Annotated in this window: 24 protein-coding genes; 10 read left to right on the top strand and 14 right to left on the bottom strand. The window is 47.1% G+C overall.

Going from position 1 to position 24,737, the window contains the following annotated elements:
* Positions 1–225: 225 nt before the first annotated feature.
* The 5 genes from HQ865_RS02910 to HQ865_RS02890 all read right to left on the bottom strand — a co-directional run bounded on the left by HQ865_RS02910 (position 226) and on the right by HQ865_RS02890 (position 3,665).
* Positions 226–1,002, bottom strand: coding sequence for a rhamnogalacturonan acetylesterase (locus HQ865_RS02910; RefSeq protein WP_173413450.1), 777 nt, complete (start codon positions 1,000–1,002; stop codon positions 226–228).
* Between the two features lie 408 nt (positions 1,003–1,410).
* Positions 1,411–1,884 carry a hypothetical protein gene (locus HQ865_RS02905; RefSeq protein ID WP_173413449.1) on the bottom strand — a complete coding sequence of 158 codons (474 nt, stop codon included), beginning with the start codon at positions 1,882–1,884 and terminating at the stop codon, positions 1,411–1,413.
* Positions 1,885–2,535: 651 nt separating this feature from the next.
* On the bottom strand, positions 2,536–2,682 hold the full coding sequence (locus HQ865_RS02900; RefSeq protein WP_173413448.1) for a lmo0937 family membrane protein: 147 nt from the start codon (positions 2,680–2,682) through the stop codon (positions 2,536–2,538).
* Between the two features lie 127 nt (positions 2,683–2,809).
* Positions 2,810–3,031 carry a DUF2795 domain-containing protein gene (locus tag HQ865_RS02895; RefSeq protein WP_002996718.1) on the bottom strand — a complete coding sequence of 74 codons (222 nt, stop codon included), beginning with the start codon at positions 3,029–3,031 and terminating at the stop codon, positions 2,810–2,812.
* An 85-nt stretch (positions 3,032–3,116) separates the two neighbouring features.
* Positions 3,117–3,665 carry a cob(I)yrinic acid a,c-diamide adenosyltransferase gene (locus HQ865_RS02890; RefSeq protein ID WP_173413447.1) on the bottom strand — a complete coding sequence of 183 codons (549 nt, stop codon included), beginning with the start codon at positions 3,663–3,665 and terminating at the stop codon, positions 3,117–3,119.
* A gap of 183 nt (positions 3,666–3,848) precedes the next feature.
* Here HQ865_RS02890 and HQ865_RS02885 point away from each other — a divergent pair, with 183 nt between their 5' ends.
* Entirely contained in the window at positions 3,849–4,841 is a 993-nt protein-coding gene (locus HQ865_RS02885; RefSeq protein ID WP_173413446.1) for a chitinase, read from the top strand.
* A 239-nt stretch (positions 4,842–5,080) separates the two neighbouring features.
* On the opposite strand, the gene HQ865_RS02880 is transcribed toward HQ865_RS02885, so the two are convergent.
* From HQ865_RS02880 to HQ865_RS02865, 4 genes are all read right to left on the bottom strand, one after another.
* The gene (locus HQ865_RS02880) at positions 5,081–5,302 is read right to left on the bottom strand and encodes a PspC domain-containing protein (RefSeq protein WP_173413445.1); all 222 of its coding nucleotides are present in this window, start codon (positions 5,300–5,302) and stop codon (positions 5,081–5,083) included.
* A 1-nt stretch (position 5,303) separates the two neighbouring features.
* Complete coding sequence (locus HQ865_RS02875; protein ID WP_173413444.1) at positions 5,304–6,590, bottom strand: DUF2851 family protein; 1,287 nt, start codon at positions 6,588–6,590, stop codon at positions 5,304–5,306.
* Between the two features lie 118 nt (positions 6,591–6,708).
* Entirely contained in the window at positions 6,709–7,791 is a 1,083-nt protein-coding gene (locus HQ865_RS02870; RefSeq protein ID WP_173413443.1) for an Ldh family oxidoreductase, read from the bottom strand.
* A gap of 62 nt (positions 7,792–7,853) precedes the next feature.
* Positions 7,854–8,885 (bottom strand): LacI family DNA-binding transcriptional regulator, encoded by a 1,032-nt coding sequence (locus HQ865_RS02865; protein WP_173413442.1) that lies wholly within the window; start codon positions 8,883–8,885, stop codon positions 7,854–7,856.
* Positions 8,886–9,022: 137 nt separating this feature from the next.
* Here HQ865_RS02865 and HQ865_RS02860 point away from each other — a divergent pair, with 137 nt between their 5' ends.
* The 7 genes from HQ865_RS02860 (at position 9,023) to HQ865_RS02830 (ending at position 17,944) form a co-directional block, all read left to right on the top strand.
* Positions 9,023–10,507 carry a xylulokinase gene (locus tag HQ865_RS02860; RefSeq protein ID WP_173413441.1) on the top strand — a complete coding sequence of 495 codons (1,485 nt, stop codon included), beginning with the start codon at positions 9,023–9,025 and terminating at the stop codon, positions 10,505–10,507.
* Between the two features lie 102 nt (positions 10,508–10,609).
* Complete coding sequence (gene xylA, locus HQ865_RS02855; RefSeq protein WP_173413440.1) at positions 10,610–11,938, top strand: xylose isomerase; 1,329 nt, start codon at positions 10,610–10,612, stop codon at positions 11,936–11,938.
* Between the two features lie 813 nt (positions 11,939–12,751).
* Positions 12,752–13,841 (top strand): peptide chain release factor 2 gene (gene prfB / locus HQ865_RS02850; RefSeq protein ID WP_173413439.1). Its coding sequence is split into 2 segments (ribosomal slippage): positions 12,752–12,811 and positions 12,813–13,841, totalling 1,089 coding nucleotides; the frame shifts between segments, so codons are not numbered across the junction.
* Positions 13,842–14,485: 644 nt separating this feature from the next.
* Positions 14,486–15,130, top strand: coding sequence for a sensor histidine kinase (locus tag HQ865_RS02845; protein ID WP_173413438.1), 645 nt, complete (start codon positions 14,486–14,488; stop codon positions 15,128–15,130).
* Positions 15,120–15,806, top strand: a complete 687-nt coding sequence (locus tag HQ865_RS02840; RefSeq protein ID WP_173413437.1) for a LytR/AlgR family response regulator transcription factor — start codon at positions 15,120–15,122, stop codon at positions 15,804–15,806. Before HQ865_RS02845 ends, HQ865_RS02840 begins: the two co-directional genes overlap by 11 nt.
* A gap of 701 nt (positions 15,807–16,507) precedes the next feature.
* Complete coding sequence (locus tag HQ865_RS02835; protein WP_173413436.1) at positions 16,508–17,404, top strand: alpha/beta hydrolase; 897 nt, start codon at positions 16,508–16,510, stop codon at positions 17,402–17,404.
* Between the two features lie 198 nt (positions 17,405–17,602).
* Positions 17,603–17,944, top strand: a complete 342-nt coding sequence (locus tag HQ865_RS02830; protein WP_173413435.1) for a DHCW motif cupin fold protein — start codon at positions 17,603–17,605, stop codon at positions 17,942–17,944.
* On the opposite strand, the gene HQ865_RS02825 is transcribed toward HQ865_RS02830, so the two are convergent.
* Entirely contained in the window at positions 17,941–18,426 is a 486-nt protein-coding gene (locus HQ865_RS02825) for a hypothetical protein (protein WP_173413434.1), read from the bottom strand. The genes HQ865_RS02830 and HQ865_RS02825 overlap by 4 nt on opposite strands.
* A 129-nt stretch (positions 18,427–18,555) precedes the next feature.
* Here HQ865_RS02825 and HQ865_RS02820 point away from each other — a divergent pair, with 129 nt between their 5' ends.
* Positions 18,556–19,416: a YitT family protein gene (locus tag HQ865_RS02820; RefSeq protein ID WP_173413433.1), complete on the top strand. Its 861-nt coding sequence runs from the start codon at positions 18,556–18,558 to the stop codon at positions 19,414–19,416.
* 173 nt (positions 19,417–19,589) lie between these two features.
* On the opposite strand, the gene HQ865_RS02815 is transcribed toward HQ865_RS02820, so the two are convergent.
* The 4 genes from HQ865_RS02815 to HQ865_RS02800 all read right to left on the bottom strand — a co-directional run bounded on the left by HQ865_RS02815 (position 19,590) and on the right by HQ865_RS02800 (position 23,356).
* Positions 19,590–20,567 carry a PorP/SprF family type IX secretion system membrane protein gene (locus tag HQ865_RS02815; protein ID WP_237073731.1) on the bottom strand — a complete coding sequence of 326 codons (978 nt, stop codon included), beginning with the start codon at positions 20,565–20,567 and terminating at the stop codon, positions 19,590–19,592.
* Between the two features lie 162 nt (positions 20,568–20,729).
* Positions 20,730–21,671: a T9SS type B sorting domain-containing protein gene (locus HQ865_RS02810; RefSeq protein ID WP_173413432.1), complete on the bottom strand. Its 942-nt coding sequence runs from the start codon at positions 21,669–21,671 to the stop codon at positions 20,730–20,732.
* 54 nt (positions 21,672–21,725) lie between these two features.
* On the bottom strand, positions 21,726–22,412 hold the full coding sequence (locus tag HQ865_RS02805; protein ID WP_173413431.1) for a hypothetical protein: 687 nt from the start codon (positions 22,410–22,412) through the stop codon (positions 21,726–21,728).
* 35 nt (positions 22,413–22,447) lie between these two features.
* Positions 22,448–23,356, bottom strand: coding sequence for a hypothetical protein (locus HQ865_RS02800; protein WP_173413430.1), 909 nt, complete (start codon positions 23,354–23,356; stop codon positions 22,448–22,450).
* A 411-nt stretch (positions 23,357–23,767) separates the two neighbouring features.
* Here HQ865_RS02800 and HQ865_RS02795 point away from each other — a divergent pair, with 411 nt between their 5' ends.
* A complete protein-coding gene (locus HQ865_RS02795; RefSeq protein WP_173413429.1) occupies positions 23,768–24,736 on the top strand; it encodes an ABC transporter substrate-binding protein in 969 nt (322 codons plus the stop codon).
* Position 24,737 lies beyond the last annotated feature (1 nt).

The raw sequence follows: 24,737 nt of genomic DNA, 5'->3' as shown, positions 1-24,737 counted from the left end.
CGTAATTCGGCAATCTCATAGGCAGGTCCTTGTTGCTTGTCTGCTGAGATTATTAATGTGTTAACTATTTTTCAAGGCATTAATGAGCTCCCGCCGGTCGGTTGTCCGCGCTATCGCTCACAATGACAAGCTTTTATTTGTCATCAATAAAACAGAACCCCGAAGACCGTAATCCCCGGGGCTGTTAAGATAAAAGCACGTCCTGATCGCTAACGGTGCCTTATCTTAATTTCTATTATCCAAATAAAATTTCTTCAGCGGGTCTCGCTTAAGCCCTTTTAACCCTTCCACCACGCAGGCGGCGTTGAATTTGGCACCCGCTTCAATAGTGTGGGTATGGTCCTTAGGTGTGAAGTATTCGGCCATTACCTTGTCCCGCCCCAATTCATCATAATGGTCGGCTATGATCTTGTTTAGGTCTATCACATCCACCTTTTCCTGCGCGGCTACCTGCTTGTCCCATTCTACGTACTCGGCGGCTACACGGTCAACCTTGCCATCCTTCCACATGTTGCGGGGTACCAGGGTTAGGATGATGGGAGTACCGCCCTTAGCCCGTGTTTCGCGGATGTACTTACGCAGGTTCCAGCCGAAGGTGTGCACCATCTCGGTTTGTTTGGTGCGTGGGTTGGTTACTTCGGCGCTATCTTCGCCAATGCCACGCAAAGTTGACGGGCTATTATCATTATGACCGAACTGGATGAGCACCACATCGCCGGGTTTAATATAGGGTTCCACTTTGCTCCAGAAGCCGCCGGTCCAGAAGCTGCGGCTGCTGGTGCCGCCAAAAGCCTTGTTTTGTACCGATACCTTAGTGGTATCAAACAGGTTTTGGATGAAGCTGCCCCAACCCCACAGGCCACCATCGCCACGACCATAAGTACCGTTGCGCACGGTAGAATCGCCGATGAGCCAAAGCGTAGGCTTTTCCTTTGGTTTAAGGATAATAAATGATGACAGTACAGCAACGGCCGCCACCAGCAGTAGTTTGTATTTGTGCATAGTAAAAGGTTATAACCGGGTTCAGAAATAAATATAGGCAGCGGCTTTTACATTGGCATCCTGTAGTGTAGGGGTGGGGCGGTGTGCTTATATATTTAAATTGCAAATAAGAATACAAATATACGGAACTGCCTAAGCTAAGTAATAGGATAAGGAGCGGCGGCCGCGTTAGATAGTAACGGAAAGCCCACAGCCCCGCGGGGGGATTTGTGTGTAAGGGCCGGGCGAGGACTTGTAGTGAATAGCCCGGGCCGAAGGCAACGCCATGAAATTGTCTGAACCGCTGATTGGCTGCTGATTTAAAGTGATTTTGATCGCGCTGATTCGCAGTTTGATAAAACGCGGAACAAAAATTCCCGGAGGCTTTTCGAAGCCTCCGGGGAAATAATGAATTTATTACCTGCCTGTTTATTTTTGGGCTGGGCTGGTAACTCTGAATTTGGCTTTTGATTTATTAGCATTTTCGCTATCAACGGTAAAGCTGTTATTGCACCACCATATAGTTACAATGTTTGGAGATGAACTGTTGTAATCTACGGTGTGAATTTGCCTGTCACTGTCAAAAATGCTCAGGTAATAAGTATCGCCCGATGCATCGGTGAACGCTAAATACATCGATCCGGAAAGCCATCCTGATGGGCCCTGGGCATCAACAGAGATCTGGTAGCTGTATATCTTATCATCGGGCTGTAATAAGGTAATGCCGAAAACAGTACCGCCGTCGTTAGCCACTACGCAGTTACTTGGTGGGTTGCCATTAACGGTTGCTGTTTGAAAGATTTCCATACCTGTACTTGTTGCAGAGAAAGGTATGCTGCCTGTTGCCTGACCGCATTGGGTTCCGGAAAAATTCACACTGGGATAATCTGATAAATTGCTCATAATTATAATTTAGGTTATTTTTTCCCTACTCTGTTCACGGCTTTTGGGGTTACGCCTCCCGTTTTGTCGCCTGTGCGGGGTCAGGCCCTGTTTTTTAAGTGGGGCTGGGCTCCACTGTCTGCAAACATCTTTATATAAAGTATGGGCCTGATTACTTTTTAGGATACTATTGTAGCATGGCACAAGCAGGACATTAACCCTCCCTGGCAGCAACATTTCATTAAGGCATCTTCTGCTATGCTTAAATGAAGATAGTAGTATAGAATAGTGGTTAACCTCTCTTTGTTACGCCCTGGGCCGGCGAATGCGAAAGGTATAAGCGTTAGGATGTAGGCGAAGCCAGGGTAATGGCATCAGCAGTTACTACATGACAACGTAGATTGGAATTGGGGGCGTTAAGCTTGTCGCGATTAATTGTGTTCATTGTGAAAAAGTATTTAGATATCATAAATTTACAACCATTGGTTGTAAAAAGCAAATAATAATTAAAAATAATTATTATAATATTATTGATAAGCCTCAAAGCACTACTCACTGTTTATCAATAGCATAAAGCTGTAAACCCAGTTTAGTTCTAATTAGGGCAAACAAAAAAAGCCACCTGACAGGCGGCTTGAAATGAGCTTTGGGATATGTTTTAAAATTCCGTGATCAGGCTCGGCGGATAACGCCTAACAGTAACGCGATAATAGCAATTACCAGCAACACGTGGATCAGTCCGGTTAATGAATACCAGAACACGCCTAATGCCCAGCCTATAATCAGGATGACGGCGATGATGTAAAGTAAACCTCTCATATTTTTATAAGTTTTAGTTTGACAATTATACCCGCGTAATGCTAAAACCATTCCAAAAAGCTCTTTTAAATGTAAAAACCCCGGCCTGTGTGTACAAACCGGGGTTTTTACGTGTGATATGCCCTTTTTAGTATTCGTCTTCGTTAAAAAAGAAATCATCCTTTGTAGGGTAATCAGGCCATATTTCTTCTATATTTTCATACGGCTCGCCATCGTCTTCCAGCGCTTGCAGGTTTTCAATAACCTCTACAGGCGCGCCTGAGCGGATGGCATAATCAATTAATTCATCTTTTGTTGCTGGCCATGGGGCATCTTCAAGATGCGAAGCCAATTCAAGTGTCCAATACATATTTATTTAGGTCTCCTTATCTTTTCGTTTTTTGCAAAAGTATAATATTTTTTATCTGATTATCAAATTATTTTTTCAATAAAATTCAACCCCGTGGTACCCACTTATTTTCAGGCACTTGTTGTTGGTGGGCAACCAGCCTGCCAAGGGTAAACAGGTAATCGCTTAAACGGTTCAGGTAGATTACAACTTTTTCTTCAACCGGGCTTTCTTCGGCCAGGTGCACGGTTATGCGCTCGGCGCGGCGGCATACGCAGCGGGCTATATGGCAGCACGATACTGCATTGCTGCCACCCGGTAAAATAAAGTGGCGCAGTTCGGGTAATTCCAAATTCATACGGTCCATCTCCTGCTCCAGCAGTTCAATGTCTTCGGGGTGCAGGTCGGGTATCACCATTTTAGATCTTTCGGGATCGGCAGCCAGGGATGCGCCTACGGTAAACAAACGGTCCTGTATTTGCTTTAATATATCGCGGTCGTGTTCGGCAATGTTCTGGTCGCGGATCAGTCCTATCCACGAGTTCAGTTCGTCTACCGTGCCGTAACTTTCTATGCGGATATGGTGCTTGGGCACACGGGTGCCGCCAATTAAAGCGGTGGTACCTTTATCGCCCGTTTTGGTGTATATCTTCATGGTTTTACAATTTTAGTTAAAATAGTTAAAAAGGATATTAAGATATTTGAGGGGAAACTTGCCGGCACCAATGCTTTGCGAGCGTTATACGATTTAAACGAATTACACGGATTTTTAGAATGTATCGTTTCGATTAGTGTAATTTGATTAATTGGTGAAATTAGTGCTTATTAAAATATCAATATGAAAATAAAAAAGACAGGGATTTGGACAATGTTGATCGGTGCAATACTGATGGCCAGCGTTAGCTGCGGCAATACCGGAAGCACTAAGGTAGAAGCCGCAGAAGCTACACCAACAAAAGCAAGCTTCAGCAAGTTTATAAGCGAGCAGCAGTTTAACGATATGTTTCCTATGCGCGATAAGTTTTATACCTATGCCGCATTTATAAAAGCGGTTGATGAGTTGGGGGATATCAAAGTGAAAGTAAGCAAGCGCGCATTTTCGGTATATCAACTCGTACGCACCGATAAAGCTACCGGCAAGGCCACCACCGTGCGCCAGGATGCCGACTGGAACGAAAACTGGGCCAAACAAAAACCCGATAGCACCTACACCATAGATTATGGCGCTTTTTGTGCCGAAAAGGATGCCGCCACTAACAAAAAAGAACTTGCTGCCTTTTTTGCCAACGTTGCCCACGAAACCCGCCACGGCGAAAACGGCAAATACAACGATGGACTGATGTTTATCCACGAACAAAATACCAGCCTGCCCTATATTGCCGAAAATGACGAGTACCCGCCCGTTGCCGGTAAAAAATATTACGGCCGCGGCCCGCTGCAATTAAGTTATAACGGCAACTACGGCTATGCAAGCGACTGTATCTTTGGTGATAAAAAGGTGCTGCTGAATAACCCCGATCTTTTAGAGAAAGACGCCGTAGCCGCGTTTAAATCGGCCATTTATTTTTGGATGACTCCGCAGCCGCATAAACCATCGGCACACGACGTAATGATTGGCAAATGGCAGCCTTCCGCTGCCGATAAGGCCAAAGGCCGCGCACCCGGCTTCGGCATGACCATTGTTTTAATTAACGGCCCGGTTGAATGCAACCAGGGTGATGCGATGCCGGCCATGGCCGACCGTATTGCCTTTTACCAGCACTTCCTAATCAAACTTGGCACAAGCGACCCCAACTGCGCATGCTCGTGCGGGAAAATGGCGGCGCTTTAAGCTCGCGCTCAGCATGACGGTTGGTGAGAACGGTTAGTGGGGAAAAAAGACGGATAAAAAAAATAAAATAATTTTAAAACAAAAATACCAATCAGGTGTTACCTGTTTTTAGCCGACACATTACACTATTCAAGAAGTTACGGAAAGGCCGGGTGTATTCCCGGCTTTTTTGTTAAGCCCCCATCCCCTAAAGCGGGAGTTAATGTAAGCGTCGGTTCCCCCTTTAGGAGGATAGGGGGCTACAGATCTGTAACCCTGCCCCGCATACGCTTAACGTAGTTGCGGATATCCAGCACAATGCCAGCGAAGAAATAAAATATCAGTGGGAAACCTACCGCCAGGAACGACGAATAGATGAAGAACAGCCTGATCTTATTGATAGAGATATTGAAACGCTCGCCCAGGTAAGTGCATACCCCAAAGGAGTACCGCTCAAAAAATGTAAGGACGCGCTGCAACATATCAGGCAAATTTAAGAATTTTATTTCCAACAGCGCATTGCAGGCATTTTTTATGACTGCAATAACTTTTATGCAGTTCCAACAAACCCTGCGATTCCATGGCCGAAGTGATCTTCATGCCTAAGTTAACAAAATCATCGGTAATATGGTTCTTCTCAGCAGGTAAATATTCCAGCAATTGTATGGCGCGGTTTATATAATGCTGCTTTTGCAGGTGCTTGCCATAGCTGAACAGCGCCAGTGCAACGGTATTCAGTAGTATCACATCAATGGCCGCGGCACCCATATTTTTTGGCGCGGGTTTACTTTGGGCATCAAAGCGGTAGTGGGTTTCCCAGTAAGGGTTCACCTGCGCGCCCGAGAACAAGTCGCGCAGGGCGGCTACATCCTTTATCTCCAGTATTTTCGAGAACAGGTGATTGGAGTTAAGCACCAACGCGGCAAACTGCGCCAGCCTGATGGTAGGGAAGTTTTGCGGCCGCATGCGCAGGAATTTCCAAAGATGTTTCTCTACGGGTTGCAGCCGGTGTTTGGTGCGCAGAAATTGATACTCGTCCTTAAGTTTGCGCGGATATTCGTCGGCAAAATCATCCTCCAAAAATCCAGCCTGCCCAAAGATCAGCGCTTCTATCTGCAAGGGATAATTTTTATGCTTGGCCAGTATAATCTGCGGCAGCGATTTAGCCATCATTTCAAACGGCAACGCGTTTACCTTAAAGCCAAAGTTGGCAGCCAGCAGGCGGTAAAAGGTCTCTTCCCAGTCGCCGCGGTTTACCTGTAAGGCTTCCAGCACTGCGGCCGACCGTTTTTCCATCCTTTCTACCAGTACCCGGGTAAGCCAGTTGCGCATGGTCATATCATCGGCAAGGGTAATGCTGCCCTCGCAGGGGATAAATTTTTGGTTGCTGAAAATGAGTTGATGATAACGCTGGTAAAGCGCTTCAGGAATGCGGTTATGCAGTTCAAGTGTGGGGACCTTGCGACCATCGTGCATAACTACCGGCTGGTCATCCTTGTAAACCACATGCAGTATTACATTATTATAAGCGCCATCGGTTTGATGTCCGTGGCGGTTCCAGTCGGCCGAGTTGATATGGAGTTCCACATTGCCTGCCCAGGTAGTTTGGCCAATACGGATCCGGGCATTCTGAAAATCAGGCCCGCCATCGGTATGCGCCATGCCCGCCGAAAACACTTCTATCTCCTCGCCATCGGTAGTTTGCAGGTTATTACGTTCAAAAAGGCGAAATTTCCAGAGGTAGTGTAACAGGTCTTCGGTGATCAGCATATTCTAAAATAGGAAAAATTAACAACTTGTTATTGCGAGCGATAGCGTGGCAATCCCATAGAACAAGTCTCGCTTAATGCATAAAATAGCTTGTCATTGCAATGACAAGGTGTAGATTTTAGGCCGGCGATATCCCCTCCACCCCAAACCTCACCGCCAACTCATTCAGATCCTTAACCACCGCGTCAACTAACGGTATCCCGTTCATCCGTCTATCCAATTCAGCCTCCAGTTCCGGTTCTCCCGGGATGATGACCTTTTGCTCCGGATCGATGGTTTGTGCCGATTTAAACCGGCTGATCCAGTTATCCAGGCTATCTTTAAAATCCTGCACAGGGCGGAAACCATCTACCCGCATCGCGCCCAAAAAATGGCCGATACCCTGCCCAACCGGATCGGCAGGCGGGTCTAAAAACGCCACGAACGGCGGTACCCAGGGGCCATAGTTAGCGCCTGATAGCACAGCCGAAAGGATATCAACCGTGGCGCTTAGGCCAAAGCCTTTGTGGCTGCCATGCTCGCGGTCGCTGCCTAAGGGTAAAAGTGAGCCGCCTGTTTTCAGTGCGTGCGGATCGGTAGTATAATTGCCCTGTGCGTCCTGTAACCAGCCCTCAGGGACGGGCGCGCCTTTGCGCTGGGCTATTTCCAGTTTACCGTTGGCAGCGGCCGATGTAGCCATATCTACCACCATCGGCGGATATTTCCCTGCCGGGAAGGCATAGCACATAGGGTTGGTGCCCAGCATGCGTTCGTTACTAAAGGTAGGTGCCACCAGCGGACTGGCATTGGTCATAGCAAAACCAATCATATCCTGCTCAACGGCCATCAGGGCATGGTAACCCGCAATGCCGAAGTGGTTGGAGTTGCGTACCGATACCCAGCCCGAACCATAGGTTTTAGCCATACCTATAGCCACCTGCATGGCAAAAGGGGCTACCACCAGTCCCAGACCGGCATCGCCATCCACCGTGGCGGTGGTAGGGGTTTGATGTACAATGCGGATGTTTGGCTTAGGATTAATACGTCCTTTCTCCCACAAACGCACATAGCCCGAAAGGCGGGCCACGCCATGCGAATCGATCCCCCGCATGTCCGACCGCAGCAACACATCTGCCGAAAGGTGGGCATGCGCTTCGCTACAGCCAATAGCCAAAAATATGTTATAGGTAAATTGACGGAGTGCTTGTTCGGATATCAACATGGGATATTGTCTGAACCTTGATTAAACAGATTTATAAGATAACAGGATTACCTGCACAATTGCTATCTGCTGGTAGATGAGCGGATGATTAGTTTGGGTTTGATACTGATGGTTTTCGGCGTGCTGGCGGTATCCTTGTTTTTATTATCCATCTCCTGGAAGTATAGGTTGGATATGGTTTTGCCAATGTACACACTATGCTGATCTATGGTGCTAATGGATGGGCTGGTTACCTCGGTAAAAGCTTCGTTCGAGTAGCCGCAGATCCCCAGTTGCTCGGGTACCTTCACGCCCATATCGGTTGCTACCTCCAACACCACCAAAGCCGAAAAGTCATCGCGCGAAGCGAAGATGGCATCCGGGGGCTGAGGTAAATTTAGCAAGGTACGTACAGCAGGGCCGGCAAGGTCCTTGGTCCACGAGTTGGCTACGATCAGTTCTTCATCAACAGGCAGGCCGTGCGCCTTAAGCGCGGCAATATAACCGGCCTTGCGCTGGCGGAAAACATCAAGGTTTTGCGGGCCTTCTAACAGGGCTATGCGCTTGTAACCCTGTGTTATCATGTGCGATACCGCCTCCATAGATGCCTGTTGGTTATCGTTTACAACTTTTAGCGTTTCCAGTTCATCGGCCACACGGTCAAACTGTATCAGTTGAATGTTATGGTCTATCACATTTTGCAGATGGGCGTAGTCGTTCCCTTCCGATGCAACCGATATCACAATGCAATCCACATGCTGGTTGATCAGCGTGTTGATGCACTGCACCTCCTTATCGTGCGCTTCGTTAGATTGGCAGATGATGAGGTTATAACCACGCTGATAAGTGGTCTCTTCGATACCCGCTATCACGTTGGAAAAAAAGTTTTGGTTGATGCGGGGGACCACAATGCCAATAGTTTGCGATTTACCCTTACGCAGGTTTGAGGCCAGCGTATTGGGCTTATAGTTCATCTCGGCGGCGGTTTTTACGATCAGTTGCTTGGTAGCCTCGTTCACATGGCTGCTGTTGTTCAGCGCCCGCGAAACCGAAGATGCCGTTAAGTTCAGCTTCCTGGCAATGTCGTAAATGGTTACTCTTTTCTTAGGCTTCATATTGAAAAATGTAATATTAGAAAAAATATAACAAATAAATTTCTACAATCGATTGCATAGCAAAAAAATTAAATTTACTTTCGTTGGCAGATAACCCGTTTTAACCAATCCGGCAATCAGAAAAGTATTTATTAGCTATGTTATTATTAGGTATTGATATTGGCACCTCATCGGTAAAAGTTTCGGTGGTTGACGCTGCTACGCAAACTGCAGTGGCAGCGGCGCAATATCCCGATACCGAATCGCCCATTAAATCGGTACAACCCGGCTGGGCCGAGCAATCGCCCGATATGTGGTGGGAGCAGGCGCAACAGGCCATACAACGTTGCCATACCAGCGGCAAATACAACCCTGCAGATATCGCCACCATTGGCATTGCCTATCAAATGCATGGTTTGGTACTGGTTGACAAAGATCAGCAGGTGTTGCGCGATAGCATTATCTGGTGCGATAGCCGCGCCGTGCAAATTGGCGACAAGGCCTTTGATGAGATCGGCCATGGTGTTTGCCTGTCGCACTTTCTCAACTCGCCCGGTAATTTTACAGCCGCCAAACTGGCCTGGGTAAAGCAGAATGAGCCTGAGGTATATAACATGATAGATAAGATCATGCTGCCCGGCGATTATATTGCCATGAAGCTAACCGGCGAGGTAACCACATCGGCATCGGCTTTGTCCGAGGGGATCTTCTTCGATTTCCTGAACAACCGATTGTCGGAAACTATCATCAATTACTTTGGTTTTAGTCCAGAATTGTTCCCAGAAATAAGGCCTGTTTTTGCCGGCCATGGCAATTTGTTGCCATCAGTTGCAGAACAGTTGGGCCTGAAACAAGGCATCCCTGTTGCCTACAAAGCGGGCGATCAACCCAATAACGCCCTATCGTTAAATGTACTAAAGCCCGGCGAAGTTGCCGCGACTGCCGGTACATCGGGGGTGATATACGGTGTAAGCGATCAGTTAACCTACGACCCGCAATCGCGTGTGAATACCTTCGCGCATGTAAACTATACCGAAGCGCAGCGGCGCATGGGCGTACTGTTATGCATCAATGGTACCGGTAGCCTCAATCGCTGGGTGAAAAGTATTTTTGGCTCGGCTATCAGTTACGGGCAAATGAACGATATCGCTAAGCAAGCCCCGGCTGGTAGCGATGGCCTGCGGGTACTGCCCTTCGGCAACGGCGCAGAGCGCATGCTGAATAACAAGCTCATTGGTGTGCATTTTCATCATATCGATTTGAACCTGCACCAGCAGCCGCACCTGTTCCGTGCCGTGCAGGAGGGTATTGCCTGCGCGTTCCGCTACGGGTTGGATATTATGCGCGAGAATGGCATGAACCCAACGCTGATCCGTGCCGGTAAGGCCAACCTGTTTTTAAGCGATCTGTTTACCGAGGCATTTGTAAATGCAACCGGCGTACCGGTTGAACTTTATCAAAACGACGGCAGCGTGGGCGCGGCCCTCGGGGCGGGTATCGGCAGTGGCATTTTCAGCAGTCCCGAAGAGGCATTTTCACAGATAAAAAGTATACAAACTATCCAGCCATCAACCAGTGTTTACGAGCCTGTTTACCAGGAATGGAAAGCATTGCTGGAACGCCAGCTGGCGGTGGAGCAGTAAACAGTTTGCACTTGGCAGTAAGCAATTAATAGTATAATATAAACATAATAATCATCGTCCGGACTTTCGGTCTTACCGAATCCGGACTACAACTAATCAACCATGAGCATAACATTAGGCGAAAAGGAATACTTTAACGGCATAGGCCAAATTAAATATGAAGGACTTGAAAGCGATAACCCATTAGCATTCCGCTGGTACGATGCGGATAAGGTAGTGGCAGGCAAAACCATGAAGGAGCACCTGCGCTTCGCCTGCGCGTACTGGCACAGCTTTGTAGGCAACGGCAGCGATCCTTTCGGCGGGCCGACACATGCTTTTGCATGGGATGAAAAAGCCGATGCCGTAGAGCGCGCTAAGGACAAGATGGACGCCGCTTTCGAGTTCATTACCAAAATGAATATCCCTTACTACTGCTTCCACGATGTGGACGTAGTAGATTATACCAACGATATTGCAGAGAACGACCGTCGCCTGGCTGCACTGGTTGACTATGCTAAACAAAAGCAAGCCCAAAGCGGCGTTAAGCTGCTATGGGGTACGGCCAACCTGTTCTCGCATAAGCGTTATATGAACGGTGCCGCCACCAATCCCGATTTCCACGTACTGGCCCATGGTGCCGCCCAGGTAAAGGCCGCGCTGGATGCCACCATCGCCTTAGGCGGCGAGAACTATGTTTTCTGGGGTGGCCGCGAAGGCTACATGAGCCTGCTGAACACTGATATGAAGCGCGAACAGGAGCACCTGGCCAAATTTCTGCACACTGCTAAGGATTATGCCCGCAAGCAGGGCTTTAAAGGTACTTTCTTTATCGAGCCAAAGCCTTGCGAGCCAACCAAGCACCAGTACGATTATGACGCGGCTACCGTAATAGGTTTCTTACAGAAGTACGATCTGATCAACGACTTTAAGCTGAACCTGGAAGTAAACCACGCCACACTGGCTGGCCATACCTTTCAGCATGAGTTGCAGGTTGCTGCGGATGCCGGCTTGTTAGGTTCTATCGACGCTAACCGCGGCGATTATCAGAACGGCTGGGATACCGATCAGTTCCCGAATGATATTAACGAGATAACTGAAGCGATGCTGATCATTTTGCAAGCTAAAGGACTGCAGGGCGGTGGCATTAATTTTGATGCGAAGATCAGGCGGAACTCGACAGACCAAACCGACCTGTTTTATGCCCATATTGGTGGCATGGATATGTTTGCAAGGGCACTGATCACTGCGGATAATATCCTGCAAAAATCAGCCTTTAAGCAAACCCGGGCCGGTCGCTACGCCTCGTTCGATAGTGGCGAGGGCAAGGCGTTTGAGGATGGCAAGTTATCGCTGGAGGATCTGAGAGCATACGCCATTCAGCATGGCGAACCTGCTGTTACCAGCGGCAGGCAGGAGTATTTGGAAAATATGATCAACAGATATATTTAACGTTTCTCCTAAACCGATTTTTTAACGGCAGCCTTGTTCATAGGGCTGCCGTTTTTTGTTTGATGATTTCACAGATTACCTTTATGGGTTCACCGATGGTAGAATCTTATCATAAAAAAATCCTTTCCAAAAAATCAGTCACCAGTATGTTTCCTTGTAGTGAAATCTGAACAGATAACTATCAAAGAACGCAGTTCAAAATAGCGTTGAGGCCATTTTTATAAATAAACTTCGTATCAATCGGCCTTAATAAAAGGGATGAAAAGCTACTTAGGCCCTCCATTTCCGATCGGGACCCGGGTGATTTTCGGGGTATGTTTGGCGTGTATACGAAAACTTCGTTTGCAGGATCGTACAATGATGGTGATTTCGGGCTTCCTAGCGGGGTTTATTTCCGTGTGGATTATATACAATATAGCAAAAATATCCCGCCCCTGCAAGTAAGTGAGCTTGCCGTGATTGGCTACCGTGTACCCACATCTCACGTTTGTCATTTCGACGAGCCATGGGGAGGATGGTGCGGTTGTGTGAGGAGAAATCTTGTACGTGCGACCGGCTACATGTATAAGATTTCTCTTTCGCCCACTTTCTCATTCCAGCCCTCGCTCTATCTAAATGACGATCTGCTTTTAATAAAAAGTGGGTACACGGTAGCGGACTTTGGTGAGTACGCACATCGCCTTTTCTATAAGCAAGCCGCCACGCCGGCTTACTTAATAACAGCCGGGATCTTAGGTGAGATCCTTCGAAAATTACAAAACCAATCGCTAATCAACCCAACCTCCAATCACTAAAAAACATATCTTTGTAGCTATGACTAAAGAACAAGTACAAGACTTGAGGGATAGAGCTGCTTCCCTGAGGAGGCACCTTTGACATCGATAATAAATTAGGCCTGCTGGCCAAAGAGCAGGAAATAACCTTAGGTCCCCACTTTTGGGACCACCCCAAAGAGGCCGAAAAGGTACTGGCCTCTATAAAAGCAAAAAAAGTTTGGACCGATCAATTCCAGAAGCTATCATCAATTATTGATGATACCGGTGTGTTGTACGAGTTTTTCCAGGGTGGCGATGCTACCGAGGCCGAAATGCAGGAACAGTATAACGCGGCCATACAAGCTACCGAAGAACTGGAGTTTAAAAACATGCTCTCGGCCGAAGAAGACCAGTTGAACGCCGTACTACAGATCACTGCCGGTGCCGGCGGTACTGAAAGTTGCGACTGGGCCAGTATGCTGATGCGCATGTATATTATGTGGGGCGAAAAGAACGGCTACAAAGTTACCGAACAGGATTTCCAGGAAGGCGACGTGGCCGGGATTAAAACCGTAACCCTGCAATTTGATGGCGATTTTGCCTACGGCTACCTGAAGGGCGAAAATGGTGTGCACCGCCTGGTGCGCGTATCGCCTTTTGATAGCAATGCCAAACGCCATACTTCGTTCGCATCGGTATATGTTTACCCGCTGGTTGATGATACCATCGAGATAGAGATCAACCCGGCAGATGTGGAGTTTGAGACATTCCGCTCGGGTGGTGCCGGTGGGCAAAACGTAAATAAGGTAGAAACCGCTGTGCGTTTATACCACAAACCATCGGGCATTATCATTAAAAACCAGGAATCGCGCTCGCAATTGCAGAATAAGGATAACGCCATGCGTTTACTAAAATCGCAATTGTACGAAATTGAAATGCGCAAACGCCAGGAAACCACCAACGCCATCGAGGGCAATAAAAAGAAAATTGAATGGGGCAGCCAGATCCGCAACTACGTGCTGCACCCCTACAAATTAGTGAAAGACCTGCGCACCGATCACGAAACATCAAACGCGCAGGCGGTTCTTGACGGGGAACTGGATGACTTCCTGAAGGCCTACCTGATGGAATTTGGGGGATCGAAATAAACGATAGGGTTGGCAATTTAACCACAAAGGACACAAAGTTTTTTTCACAAAGGTCACAAAGGCCTTGCACGTAAAAACTTAGTGTACTTTGTGGTTTCTTTTCTTTGTGACCTTTGTGGTTAATTCTAAATTATCTTGCCGTATATTATCCCTGTTTTGCCAGTCAAAACCTCCACTTCGCAGAATAGTTTATACAAGCCCGATGCTAAAAATGATTTTTGATCATGTTTAACTTAAAACCTATTAACATGAAAAAATCACTCTTGTGGATATCGGTTGCGTTCCAAGCTATTTATGTAATCCCCGCGCTTATATCGATAGTGCAGCATAGCCAGATGAATCTCTCTAAAGACAATGCAACTACGCCTGCATTTCTTGGAACTATTATTTTCAATGTCATAAATTTAATAGTATTCTATTTATTTTACCTGGTACTATCTCCTAAACTTTTATACCGGCAAAAAATAAAAGCTTTCATTTGGTATGCTATCGCTACGGCATTGGTTGCTACAGCTTTAGGGGTTCTATTAATATGGTTCTTAACCAAAAATATACCATGGTTCACATTTAAATTATATTACAGTTATTGGTTAATATTTTATAATGGTTCGTATTTATTCATAACCGGTATCATAGCTTGTGTAATGCGCGGCTTTTTTAATTGGATAGCTGAACGGCGTCAGCGTCAGCAATTAGAAAGAAAAAATCTTGAAGCACAACTGGCGCTGTTAAAAGCACAGATCAACCCCCATTTCCTGTTCAACACGCTGAATAATATTGATGTGCTGATTGAAAAGGATCCCCAAAAGGCATCGGTTTATCTGCAAAAGCTATCGGGCATATTGCGCTTTATGCTGTATGAAAACACCGACGAAAAGATACCACTAAGCAAAGAGGTGGCTTACATCAACGAATACATCGAGCTGCAAAAGATCCGCACCGCTAATCCCGATTTTATACAGTTTACTGTGCAGGGCAATACCGGCCATACTTTGGTAGCGCCTATGCTGTTTATTCCTTTTATCGAGAACGCTTTTAAACATAGCACCAATAAAAAAATAGATAAGGGCATCAGTGTAGCCATAAAATCTGATAAGGATCAAATTAAATTCACCTGTGTAAACGTCTATGACGAAGCGGCTATGCAAACACAGGAGCACAGCGGTTTGGGCCTGGAACTGATCCAAAACCGGCTCGATCTTTTATACCCCAACCAATACCGGTTAGATTTGGATAAAACATCCGATCTGTTTAGCGTAACTTTAACCATTAATATTAATGGTAATTAACTGCATCATTATTGAAGACGAGCCGCTGGCCATGGAACGTACAAACAACTTTGTACGCAAAGTACCGTTTTTAAACCTGCTTAAAACGTTTGATAACGGCATTGAGGCCACCGCTTTTATCAAAACGGAAAAGGTTGACCTTATCTTCCTGGATATTCAGATGGATGGCTTTACCGGGATACAGTTGTTGGAATCGTTAAACCATCGCCCCGAGGTGATCATCACTACCGCGTTTGATCAGTACGCGCTGAAAGGCTTTGACCTGAATGTGTCTGATTACCTGCTGAAACCATTCGCCTTTGAACGCTTTATGCAGGCTGTTACCAAAGTTTATGATAAACTAACCGTAGCAAACAAACAACCCGATAAGCAGGTAATATTTGTAAAGACCGAATACCGCTTAGAAAAGATCAACCTTGCCGACCTGCTTTTTGTAGAGGGTATGCGCGATTACCGCTGCCTGCACCTAACCGGTGATAAACGTGTAATGACCCCGCAAACCTTCGGCGAGTTAGCGCAGGAGCTACCCCCGAGCCAGTTTTGCAGGGTGCATAAATCGTATATGGTGGCGCTGAATAAAATAGACCATATCGAACGCGACCGCATCCGCATTAAAGAGCAACTGATCCCAATATCTGATACCTTTAAGGATGTGTTTTATAAACGGATAAAGTAGTACCTCACCCTACCCTCTCCAAAGCGTAATAGCCCATGATTAGACAGAGCCGGATAAATGAGCATTTTACAGGTCCCCCCGAAGGGGTTCTGACTTGCTTGCTATCTTTTTCTACCAACATATCGCTCCTGACGAATAAAGCCCCCTCTAAATCTCCCCCGGTAGGGGAGACTTAGGCTGCACAAGCGTAAAATTCTTAAAGTCCTCCCCTTTGGGGGAGGATTTAGGTGGGGCTTAAAAGCTTAACTTAATGACATTGGGCGTAGGGGGATGACCTGTTGGTAGAAATAGGTTAAGCTTAAAATTTGAGCTCATCAGGAGCAACCTGTTTATCTGCCTGATCATGGGGCTATTACTATCCAAAGGAGAGGGTTCTAAAAGATTTTAAGCCCTCCCCTCCGGGGCTATCGTGTGGACACATCTTTTCTAATACACACAATTTGTCATTTCGAACCCTTGGAGGGCTGGAAAAAGTAGGGAAAGGGTGAGAAATCTTATACGATATGCCTGATTTTGCATAATCGAAACTTGCCGTATAATTTCTCCTCATCCCCAAAACACCTTTCCCCCGCTGATTCGTTCGAAATGACAAACTGTTAAAGATGTGTCCACACGATAGCTCCTGGGGGGCGCAATCTCTGCGGTTAATTACAAGCAATCGATTTTTTTATTACTTTAGGTGGCATAAACCCAAATGCTATATGAAGAAGCTTTTACTACCCCTTGCCCTGCTGTTATCTACCATCGCCTTCGCCCAGGAAAAGGAGATCAAACTATATCCAAACGGTGTGCCCAACAGCAAGCCCGCCCCTGCCGATTATGTAGAGGACGACAGTAACAACCACGCCAAACTGGTTACCGACCCTACCATCACCCCTTATTTCCCCGAGAAGGGAAAGGCTACGGGTACAGCGATAGTGGTATGCCCCGGCGGCGGTTATTCGGGTCTGTCGATGCTGAACGAGGGGACTTCCATTGCCAAAAAATTCAACGAAATTGGTGTTACCGCCTTTGTATTGAAATATCGCCTGCCAAGTGACAAGATTATGCAGGATAAAACCATAGGCCCGCTGCAGGACGCGCAGCGCGCTATCCAAATGATCCGTGAGCGTGCTACGGAGTGGGGCATTAACCCGGCCAGGGTAGGCATTATCGGTTTCTCGGCCGGCGGCCACCTGGCATCAACCACCGAAACGCATTTTGATAAGGTTGCCATTGATAACCCGAAGAATACCAGCGTACGCCCTGATTTTGCTGTACTGATGTACCCCGTAATTACCTTTGGCGAACTGGCCCACCGTGGATCGCAGGTGAACCTTACCGGTAAAGACGCGCCGCAAAACCTGATCGATCTGTACAGTAACGAGAAACAGGTAACCGCTAACACCCCTCCTACCTTTTTGGTACATGCCGAGGATGACAAAACCGTACCGGTAGAAAACAGCCTGATGTTTTACCAGGCATTGCTAAAAAACAAGGTAAAAGCCGAAATGCACCTGTACCAGGCCGGCGGCCACGGCTTTGGTTTGAACAATAAAACTACGCCCGACCAATGGTTTGACCGTTGTGCTAATTTTTTAAAGCAAAACGGGTTTTAATATAATCATTAGTCATTGTGATAAAACCTCAATATCATGTCAATTGCGAGCGATAGCGTGGACAACCGACCAACGGAAGTTCATTAATGCCTTAAAAAACATTAAATACATTAATAATTTCATAGGATATGCAAATAGGACCTGCCTATGAGATTGCCACGTCGCTACGCTCCTCGCAATAACAAACTATTAAATTTCATGAACTATCCTTTCCAAACCATCAACTGGGATAATATTCCTAAAACTATACATCCCGGCGAAACCGGTACCGCTTACTGGCAAACCCTGCAATTGGCTGGTTTACGGTTGCGCATAGTGGAATATTCGGCTGGTTACCTGGCCGACCATTGGTGCCAAAAGGGCCATATTGTGCATTGCCTGGAAGGCGACTTTGAAAGCGAACTGCAAAACGGCGAAGTTTTTCAATTAACAAAAGGGATGACCTATGTAGTGTCGGATGAGATGAGTTCGCACCGCTCCATATCGGCCAATGGGGTAAAGCTGCTGATTGTTGATGGCGACTTTTTAAAACAGGCTTAATTAAAATATTTGGCCAGCAATTCTGCCCCGCCTGTAGCCGCTTCCTTATCCTGATCGGGACTACCACCCGAGAAAACGGCCATAACATAGCCTGATCTAACCTTTTTCATCACACCGCCCTTGTAGCCATATTCTCCTTTTAAAGGCGGGCGGATGCCGCTGCCGCTATCCTGGTAAGTATCGGCCATTTCCGCAGCTTTAGCGCTTGCTACGCCCAACAGATTGGAACTACCTTTTTTCATCTGCCCCACAATTTTCATTTTCGACACCCATGATCTAACCGAATCGCCGGGAACGAACATCACAATAGCCACTCCTTTAATATTCAGCTTACCTGCACCCTGCTCAATGGCTGACAGCGCTTCATCAGCATGTTTAAAAAATACTTGTTCATCCTTTTCGGTTTTGTCTTGTTTTAAGGTAAACGCACATAAGGTTGCAAGCAATAAAAAGCATACTATAGGCAATTGAGATCTTTTCATATCGTTTGTTGTATTGGTTTGGTACAAATTAATGGCATTAAGCAAATGCCTTTTTCCTGATAATTAACCTATCGTTCAGTCTTGTTTACAGGCTAAAAATTGGTTACAATCGGTTATATTTGGGAACCTATGAAAGTACGCGACCTGTTTAAAGATTCCTTTATTATTATTTTGGGCATATTTTCGGCTGCCATGGGGCTGAAGGGCTTCCTGCTTTCCAGTCATTTTATTGATGGTGGGGTAACCGGTATTTCCATCCTGGTAGCCGATGTTACGCCTATTCCGCTTTACCTGCTCATTTTTGTTATCAATGTACCTTTCCTGTGGCTGGGTTATCGTAAACTGGGCCGCAAATTCGCGGTGAAAAGTACCATGGCTATCGCCGGGCTTTCGGTTTGTTTGGCTTTGGTAGAGTTTCCCGATGTTACGCATGATAAGTTATTGACCGCGGTATTCGGCGGTGTATTTTTGGGGACTGGCGTAGGCCTGTCTATCCGTGGCGGGGCCGTGCTTGACGGGACAGAAATTGCCGCGCTGCTGGTAAGCCGCAAGGCCCAGATAGTAAAAGTGAGCGACGTGATATTGATACTGAATGTAGTGATATTCGGCGTCGCGGCTTTTTTATTGGGGATAGAATCGGCCCTGTACTCGATACTCACCTACCTGTCGGCATCTAAAATGATCGACTTTATTTTAAACGGTATCGAGCAGTATACCGGCATCACCGTAGTATCTACCAAAAGCGAAGAGATACGTATTGCCATTACCGAAAACCTGGGCCGCGGCGTTACCGTTTACCAGGGCAAACATGGTTTTGGCAAGGACGGCCTGATCAACGATCCGCGTGATATCATCTTTACCGTGGCCACCCGTTTAGAGATCCCGTCCATCAAAGGCCTGGTGCTGGATATCGACCCGAAGGCGTTTATTGTACAGCAAAGTATTGATGATACTACCGGCGGTTTGCTGAAGCGCAAGCACCTGCATTAATCATCAGGCAGTCCAGGCTTCTGAAAAATCATTGCCGTTGACTTTAGTCAACGGAATATAAAATCAAACGAAAGGGCTTTAGCCGAAAACCGCGTTAAGGTTTTTGGCCAAAGCCCCTTTTCTACCGCTATTATCCGTTGACTAAAGTCAACGGCAATGAATTATAACCTTATCTAAAAATAACACTTGTTATAATTATGCCTGCTGTTACTTTCGTGCGATCCTAAATAAATGCCTATCGATAACTCGTGCGTACCGTAGCTGTAGGTACCGATAGAGGTAAGCGAATAATCGAAGGCGTACCCTACCCTAAAACGTTCGGTGGCGAAAAATTCGGCCATGCCGGTTACCGAGTTAGATTTTTGCAGGGTGTTTTGCAAATGCGGCTTGGCATACAGGGGCACAGCCGTGCGGTAGGTGGCGCCCAGCCATATCTTTTCGCCTAACAAAAAGAAGGTGTTGATATCCAAACTGGTTGGCCCGGCGGCATCATCTTTTAGCAGTATGGAAGGTTTAAATTTGGTGCCGTCATTCATCTCTAACAAAGCGCCGGCTGTAAAATAGTAATGCGGTTTGGGAATAGGCACCGATATTGAATTATCCCGTTTTAAATGCTGCGGCAGCAGATTATCAGCCGAAAGGCCAACAAAAAAATCGTCGTTGGTATACATGGCGCCAATGCGTGCATCGGGCAACAGGGTGCTTTGATATATGGCGGGCACATAATTATCACCATCGCGCGCGGCATGCAGTTGCGTGCCATCCAGCCCCGATTGTACAAAGCCCCCGCCTATACCAAAAGACAGGCGGCTGTTCTCATCATACCCTATCTGTATTTTATAGGCATAGTTAGCATAGGCCGATAGTGTGCTTTGCGCGCCGATCTTGTCCTGCGCCACCAGCATACCCAAACCTACTTTGTTATCGTTAAGCGCCGCGTCGGCCGATACCGAGAAGCTGCGGGGGGCGCCATCCAAACCCGTCCACTGCGAGCGGTAAAAGCTTTGCAGGTAAACATCTTCCTTATAACCCGCGTAGGCCGGGTTAATAAACAGGCCATTAAAAATGTACTGGCTGTACTGCGCATCCTGTTGTGCCCTGGCCATCCCGGCCAGCAGGCATAAAAATATCCATAAAAACCTTTTCATCATCTTATCTCGTTATATCTAAATCGTTCCAATAAGTTCCCTCCCATTGGGAGGGGTGTGATAGGTTGTGCGTTGGCAGGGAGGGGTTTATACGGCTTGCAACGCGGTTAAACCCCTCCCTACACCCTCCCGGTGGGAGGGAATCGCACAAGGCCGCGCTCTGTATTATTCCTCGCTGCGTGTCCGCAGCAGTGTTACATAGCCTTTATAGGTTTGCGCTACTCCGTTGGCATCCTTTACCTGCAGCACATAAAAATAAGTACCCTCATTAAGGCCGTTGCCGGTCCAGTCGTTCAGGTAACCGCTTTTGTGGTATATACTGTTACCCCAGCGGTTAAAAATATCGATCACGTTATCCGGGTAATCGCTCAGTCCCGGTATCTCGAAGGTGTCGTTCACGCCATCGCCGTTAGGGGTAAATACGTTCGGCACATTCAATCCCTGCACATCCTTTACAGCTGTAGAGGTATTGTTGGATGGATCGATATCAACCCCGGCCGAAGTAACTACAGCCGTATTGGTTATGGTGCCATGCCCTTCGGCTTTTACGCGTAATTGCAATTCCTCCTTAGCCTTTCCCGGCATATCTCCAATCACCCAGGTAAAAGTGCGGCTGTCAGGGTCGTACTGCCCGTAACCGGTAGTTACCCCTTTTATGCCTATATATACCAGGTTTTTGGGCAGGGCATCCTTCATCTTTACATCGCTGGCACCCTGGTTGGTTTTGTTATCAACCACAATGCGGTAAATAAATTCATCGCCCGCGGCTACCGGCTTGCTTTCGGCCACCTTCAGTACCGATATATCTATCTGGTCGGCTACCGAAGTATTTACCACCAGTACCTGCATCAGTTCCGATTCTTCCGACGGGCAGCCCTGCATACTATAGGCTATCACCGTATAATTACCTGCCGAGCTAACCGTGTATTCGCTTTTCACCGCGCCCGGTATCGGCTGTTTTTGGTTGAACCACTGGTAGGCCGCCGCGTTGGCTACGCCGGCATGCAGGGTTACTTTTTGGCCTGGCTGTATCACTATTACATTATCAAAGGCATAAATGCCCCGCGCCGTTGTAGCGGCGGGGGCATTTACCCAAAGCATCAGCATGCATATGGCTGTTATGTAATATTTATACCACAAGGCCTGTACTTTTATACTGAATTACGGGCCTGCAACAATGACTGGTTTGGTTGGCATTGGCACAACGGTGATAGATTGTGTTGCCGTTTGCGCGCAGGTGCCGTTAAGCGAATAAGCCACTTTAACACCAAAGTTTATGCTGCCCGCGGTTTGTTCGGTAACGGTATAAGTATTGGTGGTTGCGCCCGGGATATCTACCCCGTTACGTGTCCATTGATACGTGTAGGTAAAATTGGTATTGGCCACACTGGCGGTAAGCGTAGTGCTCGAAGCGCCCTTTTCGCAGACAGCGGTTACATTGCCGGCAGCAGCTATGGTTGGTGTCAGTTCAGGCAATACGTATACCTTAAACGGGTCGGATATATCCGACGAACAATCGTTGGTGTTGGTGATCACCAACTGGTAGCTGTAATACCCTGCCCCGGCCGATGTTTCGGTATACAGGTTGTCGGTGCCATCTTTTACCAATTGTTTGGTACCGGTATTATCAATTTTATACCATTGGTACTTTTTGTAGGTATTACCCGGATCGGTTGGGCCCTTAAGGCTAATAGTGGAGCCGAAGCACAAGATCTGCGCTACGCTTGCGGCACTGGTTGGCGGGGCCGTAGTGGCATCGCTTGGTCCCGGGGTGGCAGTTTGGGCAAATACCGCCATAGTTACCGCGACAAATAAAGTTGTTAGTGTTGTTTTGATGAATGAATACATAATAGTTTTTGGTAGTTATAAGTGTTGTTTTATCGTTAATTGCTTGTGATAGATGGTTTTGCCGGATTAGGATCAAGCGTTACATTGAAATATTTGCGGCAAATGGGCGCGAACACGATATCATCCAGCGCGAAATCGTTACCGCTGGCAATGGTATTTTGGTTTACAATACCGATCGTCGCCGTTGTGCTGCTACCCGATGTCCACTGCACCGTGAAGTTTTGCCATAAACCGGTAGTAGTTGTTAATTGTATCACCCCTAACAGCGAACCGTTGATGGAAAAAGTGAGTTTAGCCGGATTTGAAGGGTGTGCCGACGCCGCCCAAATAGAGAAAATATAGCTGGTATTGGGTTCTACGGTAATGCTCTGCTTCCATACCACAGCATTGTTTTGCGGCGAACCATTGATGACCATCATATTACCATTGCTGCCGGTATGATCGGCAAAGGCCGAAAAGTTGGTATGCGTGGTGCGCGGACTGGTAGCTACCGAGTAATACCCCTCGGCGCTTAATGCCCCGAAAGGCCCTGTGTTGCCATTCGGGCTAACATAAGTATAATCGCTGCTGAAACTGTTGCGGCCATTATTGAAATTGCCGTTGGTAACCGTATTGCGGGTCATATCAATAAACTGCCACCAGTACTGGCCCGAATGGGTTATGGTCATATCCGGATCTACGGCATTATTGCTCCAGGTATAATTAGTAATGCCCGAATCGACATGGAGAACGGTGCTGGTACCGCAACGGGTAATGGTCTCATCGGCAGATATGCGGCAAATTTGCGGGGCGTTGTCCGCAGCGTTAGGATCGGTTGAAGATGAGTTTGAGTTGGACGGGCGCTTTGCAGTATACCCATGTACCGCCAGCATAAACGCTACGATAACAACCGGTACAAATAAATAATAGTTTAGCGGAAACTGTTTAGTGTAAATCCCCTGCATAGTACATCCATCATGTTGCTGCCTATCCGGCCACAACACTGCGTTGTACGATAAAACATTTACGGGAGTTATGACTTATTTACTCAACAGATAATAATATTCGTTTAACTTATTATACATTAACCATTAATATTACTTAGCGTTATAGGCCTAAGTGCATTTAATACACCGGTATAACAAAAAAGACACCAACAATGCGGTGTCTTTTTTGTTACAGATTATCTCTTTTATATATTAAATCATTGCGGGGGCAGGCAGCGATCTTCCGGATAAGCAGCGCGCCCTGCAAGTCCACTCCATATAGCTTAGAGATTGCTTCGTTCCCCGCAATGGCGTGGTGATATAATAACCCCACTGTAATTTCTGCTACCGGTAAATACCTGTTATCACATTTTTTTTACCTTAGCACTTATGAAACTGCTTAAAAACATCGCCTTTGTATTTATCGTTTACCTGGTTGCGGGCTGCTCGCCGGCTAAAAAGAAGGTGCCGGTTGTTGGCTTTATTGATGCCTTTGAAGATGCTACCATAGCCCAGGCACGCGCGGGCTTTACCGACGCGCTTAAAAAAGGCGGCTATAGCGAGGCCGATAAGACCGTGAAGATAGAGTACCGAAACGGGCAGGGCAGCATCCCAAACGTAATACAGATAGCTAATTATTTCATCCATAAGCCGGTAGATCTGCTGGCTACCTGCACTACGCTGTCTACCCTGGCGGCGGTGCAAAAAACAAAGACCATCCCCATCTTCGCCATGGTATCGCCTACGCCCGAGCGGATGAAGCTGATAGAAATGAATACCGGCGCGCCGGCCAACCTGTTTGGCGCGGTGGAGGACCTGGCGTATATAGACACCTCGTTTTTACTGATCCCTCAATTACTGAAGCCCAAAATGGGCAAACTGACTGTGGGCATTGTTTATAACGATGCCGAACCGCAGTCGGCAGATGCCTTGCGGCAGATCAGGGCGCTGGCCGAAAAGAATAATATCAACATACTGGCCACCCCGGTGGTAACATCGGCCGATGCACAGCTGGTTACCAAATCGCTGCTGGATAAAAATATCGACGCGTTCTTCGCCCTGCCGGATAATGTGGTGTTTGCCTCGTTTGAGACCATTGTAAAAAGCTGCGACGAGAAATATGTGCCCATTTTTACCAGCGAGGCCGGCTTGGTTAAGCGTGGCGCGGTGGTTGCCTTTGGCGCCGATATGTACCAATGGGGCTACCAGGCCGGCGAACAGGCGGTGCAATACTTAAACAACAACAGTACCAAGGGCCTGCAGCCCGAAATGGTAAAAGTGCGCAACCGGGTATTTAACCCTACGGTGGCCGCTAAATACCATATTGCCATCCCCGCAAATTTTAAGACCGTTAAATAAA

This window comes from Mucilaginibacter mali, from assembly GCF_013283875.1.
Lineage (GTDB): Bacteria > Bacteroidota > Bacteroidia > Sphingobacteriales > Sphingobacteriaceae > Mucilaginibacter > Mucilaginibacter mali.
Note: the sequence above shows the minus strand (reverse complement) of the source record. Positions and strands in the feature narration are given on the sequence as shown.